The sequence below is a fragment of the Micromonospora sp. CPCC 205546 genome, assembly GCF_036902715.1.
Classification (GTDB): Bacteria; Actinomycetota; Actinomycetes; order Mycobacteriales; family Micromonosporaceae; genus Micromonospora.
The window spans coordinates 52663-68721 of record NZ_JBAKHL010000036.1; the positions used below are offsets into that span (position 1 = coordinate 52663).

Below are 16059 nucleotides of genomic sequence, written 5' to 3' on the forward strand. Positions count from 1 at the left end.
GGGCGCCACAGGCGCCCACTTTGCATGTCCGCGGCATCAGTGCGTAGGCTGATGCGCCGTAGTTGTTACCCGTAGCGAGGAAGGCACTCCGCCGTGGCGAAGGCGACCGATGTCCGGCCGAAGATCACTCTGGCGTGTGTGGAGTGCAAGGAGCGCAACTACATCACGCGCAAGAACCGTCGTAACGACCCCGACCGCATCGAACTGAAGAAGTTCTGCCCGCGGGACGGCAAGCACACGGTCCACCGCGAGACCCGCTGACCCACGGCCGGCACCGCCGGCCTTGGTCCTCTGGCATCACCCGATCGCCGGTCCGTTAGGGACGGCGCGGCTCCGGCCGCCCCGACCGCACGGATCGGCGATCGCTGTTTGCGTGTAGTTTCGGCGGCATGTCCCTGGACCCGTCCTTCGTCGGCCGGACGTATCCGCCGACCGCCCCCTACCAGGTGGGCCGAGAAAAGATCCGCGAGTTCGCCACGGCGATCGGCGCCGCCGACCCGGCGCATCACGATCCGGAGGCCGCCCGTGCGCTCGGCCACCCGGACGTGGTCGCCCCGCCGACCTTCCCGATCGTGCTCACCATGGCGGCCAACCAGCAGATCATCGACGACCCGGACCTCGGCGTCGACTACAGCCGCGTCGTGCACGGCGACCAGCGCTTCGCCTACGCCCGTCCCGTGGTGGCGGGGGACGAGCTGGTCTGCGTCAGCGTCATCGACGACGTCAGCAGCCGTGGCGGGCACGGCTTCCTGACCACCCGCACCGAGGTCACCACCCCGGCCGGCGAGCCGGTGGTGACCGTCTGGTCGAAGCTCGTCGTACGTGGGGAGGGCTGAGATGGAACTGCCAGCCAGGACGTTCCGGGTGACGCGCGCGGACCTGGTCCGCTACGCCGGCGCCTCGGGGGACTTCAACCCGATCCACTGGAACGACCGGACCGCCACGAAGGTGGGCCTGCCGGGCGTGATCGCCCACGGGATGTTCACCATGGCGCTGGTCGGCCGTGCGGTGGCGGAGTGGGCCGGAGCGCCCGACGCGATCGTCGACTACAACGTCCGCTTCTCCCGGCCGGTGGTCGTCCCGGACGACGACGAGGGCACCGAGATCGAGGTCTCGGCGGTGGTCCGGGAGGTCACCGAGGACGGCCTGACCAAGCTCGACGTCACCGCCGTCTGCCGGGGGGAGAAGGTGCTGTCGCAGGCCCGGGCCACCGTCCGGACGGCCCGCTGACCAGGCTCCCGACGCGCGAGGGGCAGACCGGTTGGGAAAGTGGTGCCGCTACCCGTACACTGGTCCGCCGTGGGGCAAGTAACCCCTGAACGGTCGTGCATGACCGGGCGGGGCGAGCATTGCCGCACAGGGGTGTAGCTCAATTGGCAGAGCAGCGGTCTCCAAAACCGCAGGCTGCAGGTTCAAGTCCTGTCACCCCTGCGCCTCAGGCCTGACCGTTCCCGTGGGTCGCGCCGCCGTACGGCGGCGTCCGGCCCGTGGTGGTGGCATCGGCGGGGTGGCTCCGAGGCATTCGGGCCCCCCTGGCTGATCCGCCGGCCGCGGCCCGTCGCGGGACGGTTGGTCCGGCCGGCGTGACCAAGCGCCGCGCACGCCCGACAGCGTGCGACCCGACATCCCGCGACGGAGGGCGAAGTGGCCGACAAGAAGCGGCGCGGCGAGGACGCCGGCGACGACCGTCTGCACGACGAGGTCGTTGACGACGTGGCCGACGACGACGCCACCGACGCCGAGGAGCCGGTTTCCCGCGGCGGCACCGCGACGCGCTCGCGGGCGAAGGCGGATTCGGCGGACAGCCGTCCGAAGACCAAGGCGGAAACCGACCGTGTGGGTCTGTTCGGTCGCATCGCCCGATTCATCCGCGAGGTCGTGGCGGAACTGCGTAAGGTCATCTGGCCGACCCGCAAGGAGCTGCTGACCTACACGGCCGTGGTGGTCGCCTTCGTCGCGGTGATGCTGACGATCGTGGCCGGCCTTGACTTCGCCTTCGCGAAGGGCGTGCTGTGGGTCTTCGGCAACCCCAGCTGACCGGCCGACTGAGCCGATAGTGACGGAAGTGAGCGAGCGTGCCTGAGTACGACGAGACCGCCGAGACCACGGGCGACCAGTCCACGGTGGCGACGGCGGCTGATGACGAGTCGGTCGAGGCCGCCAGCGAGCCGGAGTTCCCCACCACCGAGCCCGCCCCGGAAGAGGACTACGACCCGGTCGCCGAGCTGCGGCAGAAGCTGCGCTACGCGCCGGGCGACTGGTACGTGGTGCACTCGTACGCCGGCTACGAGAACAAGGTCAAGACCAACCTCGAGACCCGGATCACGAGCCTCGACATGGAGGACTACATCTACCAGGTCGAGGTGCCGACCCGGGAAGAGGTGGAGGTCAAGAACGGGAAGCGGTCGCAGATCCAGGCCAAGGTCTTCCCGGGCTACATCCTGGTCCGGATGGAGCTGACCGCCGAGTCCTACTCCTGCGTGCGCAACACGCCGGGCGTCACCGGGTTCGTGGGCGCGACGGACCGGGCGGACCGCCCGGCCCCGCTCTCCCTCGACGAGGTGCTGAAGTGGCTGGCGCCGGCGGTCGAGACCGAGCAGAAGAAGGCCAAGCCCGAGATCAAGGTCCTCGACTTCGAGGTCGGCGACTCGGTCACCGTCACCGACGGCGCCTTCGCCTCGCTGCCGGCGACGATCAGTGAGATCAACGCCGACCAGCAGAAGCTCAAGGTGCTGGTGTCGATCTTCGGCCGCGAGACGCCGGTGGAGCTGAACTTCAACCAGGTCGCCAAGATCTGACGTCGGGATCGCCGGCGGTGGGCAGCGGCCCGCCGCCGGCGTATCCGTTCCGCCCTCCGCCCGACCTCGGCGCAGGTGGCGGCGGGACGCTGCGCTACTCTAGAACGTCGTCGCTGTCGCATCGCGCTGACCGTGCGCGCCTGCGACCGGCACCTTTCCCAGTTTCAAGCCCCAGGAAGAGACATGCCTCCGAAGAAGAAGCTCGTCAAGACGTTCACGCTTCAGCTGAAGGCGGGCCAGGCCACGCCGGCGCCGCCCGTCGGCCCGGCGCTCGGCCAGCACGGCGTGAACATCATGGAGTTCTGCAAGTCCTACAACGCGCAGACCGAGTCCCAGCGGGGCGACATCGTCCCCGCCGAGATCAGCGTCTACGAGGACCGCAGCTTCACCTTCGTCCTGAAGACCCCGCCCGCCGCCCGGCTGCTGCTCAAGGCCGCCGGGGTGGAGAAGGGCTCGGGCGTCCCGCAGAAGGACAAGGTCGGCTCGGTGTCGCAGGCCCAGGTGCGTGAGATCGCCGAGAAGAAGATGGTCGACCTCAACGCCAACGACATCGACCAGGCTGCGAAGATCATCGCCGGCACCGCCCGGTCGATGGGCATCACCGTCAACGACTGACGCTGGTCAGCACTCACCCGATCAGTTCGTGGGAGGGCGCGCGGATCCCGCGGCCCGCCATAGACCACAGGAGTACGAAGAAAATGCAGCGCAGCAAGAGCTACCGCAAGGCCGCCGAGGTCATCGACCGGTCGAAGCTCTACACCCCCGCCGAGGCCGTGAGGCTGGCCAAGGACACCACCACCGCCAAGTTCGACGCCACGGTCGAGGTCGCCATGCGCCTCGGCGTCGACCCCCGCAAGGCGGACCAGATGGTCCGCGGCGTGGTCAACCTGCCACACGGCACCGGTAAGACCGCCCGCGTGATCGTCTTCGCCGCCGGCGCGAAGGCCGAGGAGGCCGTCGCCGCCGGTGCGGACGAGGTGGGCACCGACGAGCTGGTCGCCCGGATCCAGGGTGGTTGGCTCGACTTCGACGCGGCGATCGCCACGCCGGACCAGATGGCCAAGATCGGCCGGATCGCGCGGATCCTGGGCCCGCGCGGTCTCATGCCGAACCCGAAGACCGGCACCGTGACCATGGACGTCACCAAGGCCGTCTCGGACATCAAGGGCGGTAAGATCACCTTCCGGGTGGACAAGCACTCCAACCTGCACCTGATCATCGGCAAGGCCTCGTTCTCCGAGTCCCAGCTGATCGACAACTACGCGGCGGTCCTCGACGAGGTCCTGCGGGCCAAGCCGTCCGCCGCGAAGGGCAAGTACCTCAAGAAGGTCACCCTCACCACCACCATGGGCCCGGGCGTCCCGGTCGACCCCAACGTGGTGAAGAACCTGCAGGAGGCCTCGGCCGAGGCCTGAGCACCCGCACCCGTGACGGGGCGTCGCCACATCGTGGCGGCGCCCCGTTCCGTGTCGGTTGTGGCATGCTCGGCCGGTGCGCCTGGAGAACGTCTGGTTGCGCTACCGGCGGCGGGGCCCGTGGGTGCTGCGGGAGGTCGGGGTGCGGGTCGGCCCCGGTGAGGTCGTGGTCGTGCTCGGCCGCAACGGCGTCGGCAAGTCGACGCTGCTCCAGGTGGCGGCCGGGGTGCTGCGGCCGAGCCGGGGGCGGGTCACCGGTCGACCCCGGCACGTCGGGTGGGTGCCGGAGCGCTTCCCGGCCGACCAGCGCTTCACCGTCGAGCACTACCTGACCGCCATGGGCCGGATCGCCGGCCTCGACCCGGCGGCGGCCGGCCACGCCGTCGCGCACTGGACCTCCCGGCTGGGACTGTCCCCGTTCCGCCGGGTCCGGCTGCCGGAGCTGTCCAAGGGCACCGCCCAGAAGGTGGGCCTGGCCCAGGCGATGCTGCGCCCGCCCGGCCTGCTGGTGCTCGACGAGCCGTGGGAGGGCCTCGACGCCGCGACCCGGGACCTGGTGCCCGCGATCATCGACGAGGTGGCGGCGGCGGGCGGGTCGGTGCTGGTCAGCGACCATCGCGGCGAGGTCGCCCGGTTGCCCGGCGCCCGCCGGTGGACGCTGGCGGACGGCACGGTCACCGAGACCGCGCCGTCGCCGGACGCGCCGCACGCGGTGGTCGAGGTCGCGGTCGCGGCGGCGCGGGTCGACGGCACCGTCGCCCGGCTGCGCGCCGAGGGCCACCGGATCCTTCGCGTACGCCGGCCCGGCGAGGCCGCCCCCGCCGGGCCGCCAACGGGGGCCGTGGACACCGGCGCGGCGCCCGTCGTCGGGGTGCCGGAGGGCACCGGCGGGACCACCGGGGGGCCGCGGTGACCGCGCTGCTGCGCCTGCGGCTGGCGGGCTTCCTGCGTACGGGACGGGCGCTGGCCCCGCTCCTGGCCGGCCTGGTGGCCCTCGGCGTCCTCTACGGCGGCGGCCGGGCGCAGCCGGGGGAGGCGTACGGCGTCTCGGCGGTGGTGCTCTTCCCGGTGCTCGCCTGGCAGACCAAGGTGCTGCTGGACGTCGAGCCGGACGTGCAGCGCCGGCTGGCCCAGGCGCTCGTCGGGGCGCGCCGGGAGCGACTCGCGGGCCTGCTGGCGGCCGGCGTGGCCGGGCTCGCCACGGTGGCCGTGGCGCTGGTCTTCCCGTGGCTGGTCGGCGGGGTCGCCGCTCCGGTGGGGCCGGGCGACCGGTCGGTGCCGGTGGGCGTCGCCGTGGGCCTGTGGGCGCATCTGCTGGCCGTACCCGCGACGGTGGCGCTCGGGGCGCTGGCCAGCCGCGCCTCGACGGGCAGCGCCGGCTACGGCGTCGCGGTGCTCGCCCTCGGCGGGGTCGGCGCGATCGTGCTCGGCCTGAGCGGCTCGGTGGCGCCCTGGCTGGCGCCGCCGGTCATGGCGACGGCACGGGCTGCCGCCGACGATCTGGCCGCGCCGACGGTGGCCCTGCTCACCGCCTGGGCCGCGGCCTGGAGCGCGGCAGCCGGAGCCGCGTACCTGTGGCGTCGGCGCCACCGGCCCTGACGCCGGCACCATCGGCCCTGACCGCCGCCCGGCCTGGCGGAGGGACGCCGGGCGGCGCCCGGATCCGGCCGACCGCCGGCGTAGTGACGCGGCACACCCGGGGCGATTTGGTGCTCGCGGTCCTCCTCGCGTAACCTGGGCCGCGAAGTTCCACCCAGAGACCGCTGGTCACCGTGCCCCGGCACGGTCGAAGGTCCCGCGACCACGGGCGACCCGCGCAGGGCGGTAAGCGAATTTCGGTGCTGAGCATGGTCCGCCGACCGTGTCCGTGTGCCGGCCCTCGCCCCGTGCGCCCTGCGCCGGGGCCTTTCTCGTTGTCGCGGCACCTCCGCCCCCGTCGAAAGCTCCGGCCGACGACGGTGACCGGCCTCGAGTAACGAGAGAGGAGGGACATGGCGGACAAGCCGATCCGGGCCGACAAGGCCACGGCCGTCGCTGAGCTGACCGAGAGCTTCCGCAACGCGGGTGCCACGGTGCTGACCGAGTACCGCGGTCTGACGGTTTCCCAGCTCACCCAGCTGCGGCGCTCGTTGGGTCAGGAGACCAGCTACACGGTCGCGAAGAACACGCTCGCGAAGCGTGCCGCGACCGACGCTGGCATTTCCGGCCTCGACGAGATGTTCACCGGTCCTACCGCGCTGACTTTCGTTTCGGGCGACGTCGTCGAGGCGGCGAAGGGGCTTCGCGACTTCGCGAAGGCCAACCCGAAGCTCGTCATCAAGGGCGGTGTCTTCGAGGGCAGGGCCATCACCGCGGCCGAGGTCACGAAGCTCGCCGACCTGGAGTCCCGTGAGGTGCTGCTGGCCAAGCTGGCCGGCGCGATGAAGGGCAACCTGAGCAAGGCCGCGGCCCTGTTCCAGGCCCCGCTGTCGAAGACCGCCCGTCTGGCGGCCGCCCTGCAGGACAAGCGCGAGAAGGAGGGCGCCGAGGCGGCCTGAGGCCCCGCGGCGCACCCAGTTCTTACCTAACAGATTCAGGAAAGGACGCCAGACATGGCGAAGCTCAGCACCGACGAGCTGCTCGACGCGTTCAAGGAGATGACGCTGATCGAGCTCTCCGAGTTCGTGAAGCAGTTCGAGGAGACCTTCGAGGTCACCGCCGCGGCTCCGGTCGCCGTCGCCGGCCCGGCCGGCCCGGCCGCCGCCGCCCCGGTCGAGGAGGAGAAGGACGAGTTCGACGTCATCCTCGAGGCCGACGGTGGCAAGAAGATCCAGGTCATCAAGGTCGTGCGCGAGCTGACCGGCCTGGGCCTCAAGGAGGCCAAGGACCTGGTCGAGGCTGCTCCGAAGGCCGTCCTGGAGAAGGCCAACAAGGAGACCGCCGAGAAGGCGAAGACCAAGCTCGAGGGCGAGGGCGCCAAGGTCACCCTCAAGTGACCTGACGTACCACCAGGCGCGCGCGTCCGGCTCGGATGAGCCCGGGCGCACCGCGTCACGGCGGGCGGTGATCCGACACTGGATCGCCGCCCGCCGTCGTGGTGCCCGGCGGCAGCGCGGTGAGCAGGGCGTCGACGCTCCGAAACGGTCCGCAGCGGTAGCCCGTCGGTGGGAAAGACGCGGCGACCCGGATCCCGGGCCTTGACGCGGCCCCGGGCTGACAGGCACGCTGACACAGCAAGACCTTCCGCGCTTGCAACGGCCACCACTTGGGTAATGGCAGCGGCGACACCATCGGCTGCGGCACCCGAGCGGCCCGGCAGGAACGTCGCGTTCCGAGCGGCCCGGTGAGACCCCGGATCAGGGGCACCGAGGCACGTTCCGCGACGACCTGCGGGGTGGGCTGGACAGCGGTTAGCCTCTCGGCTACACTGCTAGTTTGCGCTGCCTTCCGACTTGACCCCTGCTCGGAAATGTCCGTTTACGGATATTTCTGGTGGGGTCATTGGAGTGCACGCGTACCAGCCGTTCTGCAGCACCGGTCCTCGGAAGGACGCATCTTGGCAGCTTCCCGCCCTGCGAAGACCAGTCGTACGTCGAGCGCATTCGCTCCCCGCCGAGTTTCATTCGGCAGGATCACCGAACACCTCGAGGTCCCCAACCTCCTCGCCATCCAGAACGAGTCCTTCGACTGGCTCGTCGGCAACGAGGCTTGGCAGGGCCGGTCGGCGGACGACCCGCACGCACGCTCGGGTCTCGCGGAGATCCTCGACGAGATCAGTCCCATTGAGGACTTCTCCGGCACCATGTCGCTCTCCTTCTCGGCTCCGCGCTTCGACGAGGTCAAGGCCTCGATCGAGGAGTGCAAGGAGAAGGACCTGACCTACTGCGCCCCGCTCTTCGTGACCGCGGAGTTCACCAACAACACCACCGGCGAGATCAAGAGCCAGACGGTGTTCATGGGTGACTTCCCGATGATGACGCCGAAGGGCACCTTCATCATCAACGGCACCGAGCGCGTCGTGGTCAGCCAGCTCGTCCGGTCCCCGGGCGTCTACTTCGACAAGCAGCCGGACAAGACCTCCGACCGCGACCTCACCAGCGTCAAGGTCATTCCCAGCCGGGGCGCCTGGCTGGAGTTCGACATCGACAAGCGCGACACGGTCGGCGTCCGCATCGACCGCAAGCGCCGGCAGGCCGTCACCGTCCTGCTCAAGGCCGTCGGTTGGTCCGCCGAGCGCATCCGCGAGCGGTTCGGCTGGTCCGAGCTGATGATGACCACGCTCGAGAAGGACCACATCGCCGGCGCGGACGAGGCGTTGCTCGACATCTACCGGAAGCTCCGCCCTGGCGAGCCGCCGACCCGCGAGAACGCCCAGACCCTGCTCGACAACCTCTTCTTCAACCCGAAGCGGTACGACGTCGCCAAGGTCGGTCGTTACAAGTTCAACAAGAAGCTCGAGCTGGAGGTGCCGATCACCACCGGCACCCTGACCGAGGACGACATCGTCGCCACCGTGGAGTACCTCTGCCGGCTGCACGCCGGTGAGGACGGCTACGAGGCCGACGACATCGACCACTTCGGCAACCGGCGCCTGCGCACGGTCGGCGAGCTGATCCAGAACCAGGTCCGGGTCGGTCTGTCCCGGATGGAGCGCGTCGTCCGCGAGCGGATGACCACCCAGGACGTCGAGGCGATCACGCCGCAGACCCTGATCAACATCCGCCCGGTGGTGGCGGCGATCAAGGAGTTCTTCGGCACGTCGCAGCTGTCCCAGTTCATGGACCAGACCAACCCGCTGGCGGGCCTGACCCACCGGCGCCGGCTGAGCGCGCTCGGCCCGGGTGGTCTGTCCCGGGAGCGGGCCGGCTTCGAGGTCCGCGACGTGCACCCGTCCCACTACGGCCGGATGTGCCCGATCGAGACGCCGGAAGGCCCGAACATCGGCCTGATCGGCGCGCTGTCCACCTTCGCCCGGGTCAACCCGTTCGGCTTCATCGAGACGCCGTACCGGAAGGTCGTCGACGGTCGGGTCACCGACCAGATCGACTACCTGACCGCGGACGAGGAGGACCGGTTCGTCAAGGCGCAGGCCAACGCGCCGCTGAAGGCCGACGGCACGTTCGCCGAGGACCGGGTCCTGTGCCGCCGTAAGGGCGGCGAGACCGAGGACGTGGTGCCGAGCGCCGTCGACTACATGGACGTCTCGCCGCGGCAGATGACCTCGGTCGCGACCGCGATGATCCCGTTCCTCGAGCACGACGACGCCAACCGGGCACTGATGGGCGCGAACATGCAGCGCCAGGCGGTGCCGCTGGTCAAGGCCGAGTCCCCGCTCGTCGGCACCGGCATGGAATACCGTGCCGCGGTCGACGCCGGTGACGTGGTCGTCGCCGAGGTCGGCGGCGTCATCGAGGACCTCTGCGCCGACTACATCACCATCCACCAGGACGACGGCCACCGCCGCACGTACCTGCTGCACAAGTTCCGCCGCTCCAACGCCGGCTCCTGCGTCAACCAGAAGCCGGTCGTCTTCGAGGGCGACCGCGTCGAGGCCGGCCAGGTCATCGCCGACGGCCCGTGCACCGACGAGGGCGAGATGGCGCTCGGACGCAACCTGCTGGTGGCGTTCATGTGCTGGGAGGGCCACAACTACGAGGACGCGATCATCCTGTCGCAGCGCCTCGTGCAGCAGGACGTGCTCACCTCGATCCACATCGAGGAGCACGAGGTCGACGCCCGGGACACCAAGCTCGGCCCGGAGGAGATCACCCGCGACATCCCGAACGTCAGCGAGGAGATGCTCGCCGACCTCGACGAGCGCGGCATCATCCGGATCGGCGCCGAGGTCGTCCCCGGCGACATCCTGGTCGGCAAGGTCACGCCCAAGGGCGAGACCGAGCTGACCCCGGAGGAGCGGCTGCTCCGCGCGATCTTCGGTGAGAAGGCGCGCGAGGTCCGCGACACCTCGCTGAAGGTGCCGCACGGCGAGACCGGCACGGTCATCGGCGTGCGTACCTTCTCCCGCGAGGACGGCGACGAGCTGCCGCCGGGCGTCAACGAGCTGGTCCGGGTCTACGTCGCCCAGAAGCGGAAGATCCAGGACGGTGACAAGCTCGCCGGCCGGCACGGCAACAAGGGCGTCATCTCCAAGATCCTGCCGATCGAGGACATGCCGTTCCTGGAGGACGGCACCCCGGTCGACATCGTGCTCAACCCGCTGGGTGTGCCGTCCCGGATGAACATCGGCCAGGTGCTGGAGACGCACCTCGGCTGGGTGGCGAAGACGGGGTGGAGCGTCGACGGCGACGACGCCGAGTGGAAGCGCCAGCTGCGCTCCATCGAGGCGCACGAGTCGGAGCCGGACACCAACGTGGCCACGCCGGTCTTCGACGGTGCCCGCGAGGAGGAGATCTCCGGCCTGCTGTCGTCGACCCTGCCGAACCGGGACGGCAAGCAGCTGATCGGTGCCAGCGGCAAGGCGCAGCTGTTCGACGGTCGCTCCGGCGAGCCGCTGCCGGACCCGATCGCGGTCGGCTACATCTACATCCTGAAGCTCAACCACCTGGTCGACGACAAGATCCACGCCCGGTCGACCGGTCCGTACTCGATGATCACGCAGCAGCCGCTGGGTGGTAAGGCGCAGTTCGGTGGCCAGCGCTTCGGCGAGATGGAGTGCTGGGCGATGCAGGCGTACGGCGCCGCGTACGCCCTGCAGGAGCTGTTGACCATCAAGTCCGACGACGTCCTCGGCCGCGTCAAGGTCTACGAGGCCATCGTCAAGGGCGAGAACATCCCGGAGCCGGGCATCCCGGAGTCGTTCAAGGTGCTGCTCAAGGAGCTGCAGTCGCTGTGCCTCAACGTCGAGGTGCTGTCCAGCGACGGCGTGGCCCTGGAGATGCGCGAGACCGACGACGAGGTGTTCCGCGCCGCGGAGGAGCTGGGCATCGACCTGTCCCGGCGCGAGCCGAGCTCGGTCGAAGAGGTCTGAGGTGAGCGGTCGGGGGCCGGCTCGCCGGCTCCCGACCCCACCCACTAGCTAGCAGTACAGACGACGACATAGGGGACATAGTGCTCGACGTCAACTTCTTCGACGAGCTGCGCATCGGCCTCGCCACCGCTGACGACATCCGTCAGTGGTCGCACGGTGAGGTCAAGAAGCCTGAGACGATCAACTACCGCACCCTGAAGCCGGAAAAGGACGGGCTCTTCTGCGAGAAGATCTTCGGTCCGCAGCGGGACTGGGAGTGCTACTGCGGTAAGTACAAGCGGGTCCGGTTCAAGGGCATCATCTGCGAGCGCTGCGGCGTCGAGGTGACCCGGTCGAAGGTCCGTCGTGAGCGGATGGGGCACATCGAGCTCGCCGCTCCGGTGACCCACATCTGGTACTTCAAGGGCGTGCCGAGCCGGCTGGGTTACCTGCTGGACCTCGCCCCCAAGGACCTCGAAAAGATCATCTACTTCGCCTCGTACGTCGTGACCAGCGTGGACGCCGAGTCGCGTCACCGTGACCTCTCGACGATCGAGAACGAGATCCTGGCCGAGAAGCGGCAGGCGGAGAACAGCCGCGACTCGGAGATCGAGAAGCGGGCCACCAAGCTCGAGGCCGACCTGGCCGAGCTGGAGGCCGAGGGTGCCAAGGCGGACGTCCGGCGCAAGGTCAAGGAGGGCGGAGAGCGCGAGATGCGCCAGATCCGCGACCGGGCCCAGCGCGAGATCGACCGCCTGGACGAGGTGCTGGACACCTTCCGCAAGCTGGAGCCGAAGCAGCTCGTCACCGACGAACTGCTCTACCGTGAGCTGCGCGACCGCTTCGGCGAGTACTTCACCGGCGGCATGGGCGCCGAGGCCATCAAGGCGCTGGTCCAGAACATGGACCTCGACGCCGAGGCCGAGAACCTGCGCGAGACCATCCGTTCCGGCAAGGGGCAGCGCAAGATCCGGGCGCTCAAGCGGCTCAAGGTCGTCGCGGCGTTCCTGAACACCCGCAACTCGCCGCTCGGCATGGTGCTCGACTGCGTGCCGGTCATCCCGCCGGACCTGCGCCCGATGGTGCAGCTCGACGGTGGCCGCTTCGCGACCTCCGACCTGAACGACCTGTACCGCCGCGTGATCAACCGGAACAACCGCCTCAAGCGGCTGATCGACCTCGGCGCGCCCGAGATCATCGTCAACAACGAGAAGCGGATGCTCCAGGAGGCCGTCGACGCGCTGTTCGACAACGGCCGCCGCGGCCGGCCGGTCACCGGGCCGGGCAACCGCCCGCTGAAGTCGCTGTCCGACATGCTCAAGGGCAAGCAGGGCCGGTTCCGGCAGAACCTGCTCGGCAAGCGCGTCGACTACTCCGGCCGTTCGGTCATCGTCGTCGGCCCGAAGCTCAAGCTGCACCAGTGCGGCCTGCCCAAGCAGATGGCGCTGGAGCTGTTCAAGCCGTTCGTGATGAAGCGGCTGGTCGACCTCAACCACGCGCAGAACATCAAGTCCGCCAAGCGGATGGTCGAGCGGCAGCGCCCGGTCGTGTGGGACGTGCTCGAAGAGGTCATCGGCGAGCACCCGGTCCTGCTGAACCGGGCGCCGACCCTGCACCGCCTGGGCATCCAGGCCTTCGAGCCGCAGCTCGTCGAGGGCAAGGCCATCCAGATCCACCCGCTGGTCTGCACCGCGTTCAACGCCGACTTCGACGGTGACCAGATGGCGGTGCACGTGCCGCTGTCCGCCGAGGCCCAGGCCGAGGCGCGGATCCTGATGCTGTCGTCGAACAACATCCTCAAGCCGGCCGACGGCAAGCCCGTCACCATGCCCACCCAGGACATGGTCATCGGTCTCTACCACCTCACCCACCTCACCGCCGGTGAGAAGGGCGAGGGCCGGGCGTTCAGCTCGGACGCCGAGGCCCGGATGGCGTACGACAACGGCGAGCTGCACCTGCAGGCCCCGGTGAAGATCCGCCTGCGTGGCGTGGTCGGGGTCGACAACGGCGCCGGCGCCGAGGCGTGGACCGCCCCGGAGGGCTGGGTCGAGGGCGAGCCGCTGACCGTCGAGACGACCCTGGGCCGGGTGCTGTTCAACGAGACGCTGCCGCAGGGCTACCGCTTCGTGAACTACGAGATCCGCAAGGGTCAGCTCTCCGCGATCGTCAACGACCTCGCCGAGCGCTTCCCCAAGGTGGCGCTGGCCGCCACCCTGGACGGGCTCAAGGAGGCCGGTTTCCACTGGGCCACCTGGTCCGGCGTGACGATCGGCATGGAGGACGTCATCGCCCCGCCGCGCAAGCGGGAGATCCTGGAGCGGTACGAGAAGGAAGCCGACCAGATCGACAAGCAGTACCAGCGCGGTCTGATGACCCCGGAGGAGCGTCGCGGCGAGCTCATCCAGATCTGGACCAAGGCGACCAACGAGGTCGCCAAGGAGATGGACACCGCCCTGCCGCAGGAGAACCCGCTGTGGAAGATGATCAACTCGGGTGCCCGCGGTAACCTCCTCCAGCTCCGGCAGATCGCGGCGATCCGTGGTCTGGTGGCCAACCCGAAGGGCGAGATCATCCCGCGGCCGATCAAGGCCAGCTACCGGGAGGGTCTGTCCGTGCTGGAGTACTTCATCTCCACGCACGGTGCCCGCAAGGGTCTCGCGGACACCGCCCTGCGTACCGCCGACTCGGGTTACCTGACCCGTCGTCTGGTGGACGTCTCGCAGGACGTCATCATCCGCGAGGAGGACTGCGGCACCGACCGCGCCATCCCGATGCAGATCGGCGAGCGGATCGACGGCAAGCTGGTCGTGCACGAGCACGCCGAGACCAGCGTGCACGCGCGGACGCTGGCCGACGACATCAAGGGGCCGGACGGCGTCGTCGTCGCCGAGCGGGGTCAGGACATCAACTCGATCCTGGTCGACAGGATCGTCGCCGCCGGGACGGAGACGGTCCGGGTGCGCAGCGTGCTCACCTGCGAGTCGAAGCTGGGCGTCTGCGGTGCGTGCTACGGCCGCTCGCTGCCGACCGGCAAGACCGTGGACGTCGGCGAGGCGGTCGGCATCATCGCCGCCCAGTCGATCGGTGAGCCGGGTACGCAGCTGACGATGCGTACCTTCCACACCGGTGGTGTCGCGGGTGAGGACATCACCCAGGGTCTGCCCCGTGTCCAGGAGATCTTCGAGGCCCGGGTCCCGAAGGGCAAGGCGCCCATCGCCGACACCCCGGGCCGGATCCGGATCGAGGACGGCGAGCGTTCCCGGAAGATCATCGTGGTGCCGGACGACGGCAGCGACGAGATCGTCTACGACAAGATCTCCAAGCGGGTCCGGCTGCGGACCCACGACGGCGGTCACGTCGCGGTCGGCGAGAAGCTGACCGAGGGCACCATCGACCCGCACGAGCTTCTGCGGATCATGGGGCCGCGGGCGGTCCAGGTCCACCTGACCAGTGAGGTCCAGGAGGTCTACCGCTCGCAGGGTGTGCTCATCCACGACAAGCACATCGAGATCATCATCCGCCAGATGCTCAAGCGGGTGACGGTCATCGACTCCGGCTCGACCGAGTTCCTGCCGGGCGTGCTGGTCGACCGGGCGCTGTTCGAGTCGGAGAACCGCCGGCTGGTCTCCGAGGGCGGCGAGCCCGCCGCCGGCCGTCCGGTGCTGATGGGTATCACCAAGGCCTCGCTGGCCACCGACTCCTGGCTCTCGGCGGCCTCCTTCCAGGAGACCACCCGGGTGCTGACCGACGCGGCGATCAACTCGCGCAGCGACTCGCTCGTCGGCCTCAAGGAGAACGTGATCATCGGTAAGCTCATCCCGGCCGGTACGGGCATCAGCAAGTACCGCAACGTCCGGGTCGAGCCGACCGAGGAGGCGAAGGCCAAGGTCTACTCGATGACCGGCTACCCGGAGACCGACTACGGCTTCGGGCCGGCCAGCGGCCAGGCGGTTCCGCTGGACGACTTCGACTTCGGGTCGTACCGCTAGGCAGCACGATCGACGAGGCCCCCGGCACGCGCCGGGGGCCTCGCCGTGTCCGGGCCCGGGGTGGCCCGTGCGGGCGCCGCGGCGCAGCGGACCGGGGCATGATGGGGGCATGACGACCGCACCCGGGCAGGCGCCCGTCGCCCAGCCGCGGCCGCCCCGCCATCCACTCGATCCGGACCCGACCCGGGCCACCAAGGCCCGGGCGGTCTTCGCACTCGGCCTGATCGGCGCGCTGACCGGCCTGTTCGTCGGCGGCGTGGTGCCGGCCACGGTGGCGCTCCAGCTCGCCCGCCAGGCGCGTCGGGAGGCGTACGCCTCGGAGGGCTTCCTGACCGGTGCGGCCTGGCTGCGCCGGGGGGAACGGCTGGCCTGGGCGGGCCTGGTGCTGGCCGCCGTCAGCGTGGTGGCCGCGGTGGTCCTCGGGGTGGTCCGGCTCGCCGACACGCCCTACGGGCAGGACTTCGCACCGAACATGGACTGACCGACCGCCGGGGGAGCGGTTCGCGCCGGGCGCGGGCCGCCGGACCGGCGGCGGTAGCCTGGCCCGGGTGTCCGTCGCGCGACGGTGGACGCCGAGACGTCGACAGGAGGACCCGTGACGGAACCGGCGCGCCATCCCGGCGGCGATCCCGTGGCGCCCCCCGCCGCGAATCCCGACGCCCCCTCCGGCGGGCGGTGGGCGCGGCCCGACGCCGGCGGCGCGTCCGGCGCACCGGGCTACCCGCCGCCGGAGTCGCCCTGGGGTGCTCCGCCCACGGGAGGGGACCCGGGCCCGTCGTCGGCGGCGCCCTGGGGCGCGGGACCGGGCCCGTCGTCGCTGCCGCCCTGGGGCGCGTCGCCCGGGGGCGGGGACCCGTCGCCGGCCCCGGCCTGGGGCCAGGCCCCGCCGCCCCCGCCGCCGCGCGAGGCCG

General features: G+C 70.3%; 14 protein-coding genes and 1 tRNA gene. All 15 read left to right on the forward strand.

Annotation, left to right across the window (positions count from 1 at the left end):
- The first annotated feature begins 93 nt into the window (after positions 1 to 93).
- The 15 genes from rpmG (at position 94) to V6U77_RS18095 (ending at position 15629) form a co-directional block, all read left to right on the forward strand.
- Entirely contained in the window at positions 94 to 261 is a 168-nt protein-coding gene (gene rpmG, locus V6U77_RS18025; protein WP_013288652.1) for a 50S ribosomal protein L33, read from the forward strand.
- A 128-nt stretch (positions 262 to 389) separates the two neighbouring features.
- Positions 390 to 836: a MaoC family dehydratase N-terminal domain-containing protein gene (locus V6U77_RS18030; RefSeq protein ID WP_334607501.1), complete on the forward strand. Its 447-nt coding sequence runs from the start codon at positions 390 to 392 to the stop codon at positions 834 to 836.
- Position 837: 1 nt separating this feature from the next.
- Positions 838 to 1230: a MaoC family dehydratase gene (locus V6U77_RS18035; RefSeq protein ID WP_334607502.1), complete on the forward strand. Its 393-nt coding sequence runs from the start codon at positions 838 to 840 to the stop codon at positions 1228 to 1230.
- Between the two features lie 128 nt (positions 1231 to 1358).
- A tRNA-Trp gene (locus tag V6U77_RS18040) sits at positions 1359 to 1431 on the forward strand.
- 213 nt (positions 1432 to 1644) lie between these two features.
- Positions 1645 to 2037, forward strand: coding sequence for a preprotein translocase subunit SecE (gene secE / locus V6U77_RS18045; protein ID WP_121399899.1), 393 nt, complete (start codon positions 1645 to 1647; stop codon positions 2035 to 2037).
- 38 nt (positions 2038 to 2075) lie between these two features.
- Positions 2076 to 2798: a transcription termination/antitermination protein NusG gene (gene nusG, locus V6U77_RS18050; protein ID WP_334607503.1), complete on the forward strand. Its 723-nt coding sequence runs from the start codon at positions 2076 to 2078 to the stop codon at positions 2796 to 2798.
- A 183-nt stretch (positions 2799 to 2981) separates the two neighbouring features.
- Positions 2982 to 3413, forward strand: a complete 432-nt coding sequence (rplK, locus tag V6U77_RS18055) for a 50S ribosomal protein L11 (protein ID WP_334607504.1) — start codon at positions 2982 to 2984, stop codon at positions 3411 to 3413.
- A gap of 83 nt (positions 3414 to 3496) precedes the next feature.
- A complete protein-coding gene (gene rplA / locus V6U77_RS18060) occupies positions 3497 to 4213 on the forward strand; it encodes a 50S ribosomal protein L1 (RefSeq protein WP_334607505.1) in 717 nt (238 codons plus the stop codon).
- A 76-nt stretch (positions 4214 to 4289) separates the two neighbouring features.
- Positions 4290 to 5126: an ABC transporter ATP-binding protein gene (locus V6U77_RS18065; RefSeq protein WP_334607506.1), complete on the forward strand. Its 837-nt coding sequence runs from the start codon at positions 4290 to 4292 to the stop codon at positions 5124 to 5126.
- Positions 5123 to 5812, forward strand: a complete 690-nt coding sequence (locus tag V6U77_RS18070; RefSeq protein WP_334607507.1) for a hypothetical protein — start codon at positions 5123 to 5125, stop codon at positions 5810 to 5812. Before V6U77_RS18065 ends, V6U77_RS18070 begins: the two co-directional genes overlap by 4 nt.
- A gap of 392 nt (positions 5813 to 6204) precedes the next feature.
- On the forward strand, positions 6205 to 6750 hold the full coding sequence (gene rplJ, locus V6U77_RS18075; RefSeq protein WP_088998343.1) for a 50S ribosomal protein L10: 546 nt from the start codon (positions 6205 to 6207) through the stop codon (positions 6748 to 6750).
- A gap of 54 nt (positions 6751 to 6804) precedes the next feature.
- Positions 6805 to 7188 carry a 50S ribosomal protein L7/L12 gene (gene rplL, locus V6U77_RS18080; protein WP_132230897.1) on the forward strand — a complete coding sequence of 128 codons (384 nt, stop codon included), beginning with the start codon at positions 6805 to 6807 and terminating at the stop codon, positions 7186 to 7188.
- Between the two features lie 560 nt (positions 7189 to 7748).
- Entirely contained in the window at positions 7749 to 11180 is a 3432-nt protein-coding gene (rpoB, locus tag V6U77_RS18085; protein WP_334607508.1) for a DNA-directed RNA polymerase subunit beta, read from the forward strand.
- Positions 11181 to 11260: 80 nt separating this feature from the next.
- On the forward strand, positions 11261 to 15148 hold the full coding sequence (locus V6U77_RS18090) for a DNA-directed RNA polymerase subunit beta' (RefSeq protein WP_334607509.1): 3888 nt from the start codon (positions 11261 to 11263) through the stop codon (positions 15146 to 15148).
- A gap of 109 nt (positions 15149 to 15257) precedes the next feature.
- Positions 15258 to 15629, forward strand: coding sequence for a hypothetical protein (locus V6U77_RS18095; protein WP_334607510.1), 372 nt, complete (start codon positions 15258 to 15260; stop codon positions 15627 to 15629).
- Positions 15630 to 16059 lie beyond the last annotated feature (430 nt).